Raw genomic sequence first — 1754 nt, forward strand, 5'->3', positions numbered from 1 at the left:
GACCATCGCCTCGACCGCCCACTCGGCGCCGACCGCCCGCAGTGCGGCGACGATCTGGTCGTCGCTCGCCTCGGGGGCGACGAGCCGCAGGTTGTCGGCGATCGTGCCCCGGAAGTGGTGCAGCTCCTGCGACAGGTAGTACGGGGCCTCCGCGCTCGACGCGAGGTGCACGCTGCCCGAGGTCGGCGGATGATGCCCGGCGATCACGCGCGCGAGCGTGCTCTTGCCCGACCCCGAGGTGCCGACCAGTGCCGCCGTGGTGCCCTGGTCGACCCGCAGGTTCACGTCGCTGATGCCGCGACCGGTGGTCGGATAGTGGAAGGTCAGGTCCCGCACCTCGATGCCGATCGATGCCCGTGGTGCCGCCTCCGTCTCCTCGTCCCGTGGGGCCGAGGCGGGCGAGAGGTCGATGACCCCGACGAGTCGCGCGAGCCCGATCGCCGCACGCTGGATGTCGTCGAGCCCGAAGATCAGCTGCCCCACCGGGCCGAACAGGCGATGGAACAGCAGCGCGGCCGTCGTGACCGCGCCCACCGTGATCGTGCCTGCGGACTGCAGCAGGAACCCGGTGCCGAGGATCGCAGCCAGCCCGACGAGCTCGCCACCGTTGATCCACCGGAACAGCCGGTTCGTCACCCGCACGCCCTCGATCTGCATATGGATCGAGGCTTCGGCGCGCTCACGGACCCGCTCGAGCGCGTGGTCCTGCTCGTTGAACGCAGTGAGCGTCTCGATGCCCTCGACCGCGTCGAGCACGGCCTGACTGCGCGCGGCCTCGCGCACCCGTACCTCGCGGAACACCACGCGTGACCTGCGGAGGAAGGCCCGAGTACCGAGCACATAGAACGGTGCCGAGGCGATTCCGGCGAGGGCGAGCCACGGGTCGAGGGCGGTCAGCGCGACCACCGAGACCCCGATCGCGAAGCTCGCCGACAGGAGCGTCGGGGCGACGTTGCCGCCGGCCTCGGCCACGGCATCCACGTCTCCGGTGACGCGGGAGAGCAGGTCGGCACTTTCACCGTCGTCGACCTCGCTGACCGGCAGCCGCATCGCCGAGGCGAACACGTCTTCGCGCAGGGTGGCGAGCATGTCCTGCACCAGACCGGTGAGCACGCGCACGGCCCACAGCATCATCACGGCCGCGCCGATCGCACCGAGGCCCGCTCCGGCCACCCAGCCGGAGATGGTCGCGAAGCCGGCATCCGACGAGACCGCATCCACGATCCGGCCCAGGCACGTGGGCATCACGATCCCGAGAGCGGATGCCGCGAGGAAGAGCGCGGCGACGGCGGCGACCCGGCCCGGATGCTGCCGCAGCAGCCCGCCGACGACGGCCCGAACACGGGCCCCGGAGGCGATGGGCAGCAGAGCGGCGGTCGGGGTCGTGTCACTCATGAGGAGCATCCGATCCGGGAGAGGGGAGGTCGATGACCCGGTCGCAGGCGTCGAGCAGCACGGGGGAGGTGGTGATCACGATCACGGTCTCCTCGTGCGCGGCGAGGGCGTGGGCGATGTGCGCCTCGGTGAGGGCATCGACGGCCGAGGTCGGCTCGTCGAGCACCAGCACGTCGGCCTCCGCGTGCAGGGCGCGGGCGATCCCGATGCGCTGGCGCTGTCCGCCCGAGAGCCGTCGACCGGCCTCGCCGACCTGCGATTCCCAGCCGCCCACCTGCGCCACGGTGTCGTGCAGTGCTGCCATCTCGATGAACGGGGGATGCGCGGGCTCGTCCGCCCCGTGGCCGCGCACGGCCTCG

2 protein-coding genes are annotated in these 1754 nt (G+C 71.9%); both read right to left on the reverse strand.

All coding sequences use genetic code 11. From position 1 onward, the window contains the following. Window positions 1–1395 (reverse strand): ABC transporter transmembrane domain-containing protein (locus ACNPM4_RS10965; RefSeq protein WP_448985713.1); only part of this gene is annotated, 1395 nt, incomplete at its 3' end. Further along, the coding region (locus ACNPM4_RS10970; protein ID WP_448985715.1) for an ATP-binding cassette domain-containing protein at window positions 1388–1754 on the reverse strand (367 nt) is incomplete at its 5' end. The genes ACNPM4_RS10970 and ACNPM4_RS10965, both read right to left, overlap by 8 nt.

The sequence above is a fragment of the Microbacterium umsixpiens genome, assembly GCF_053543675.1.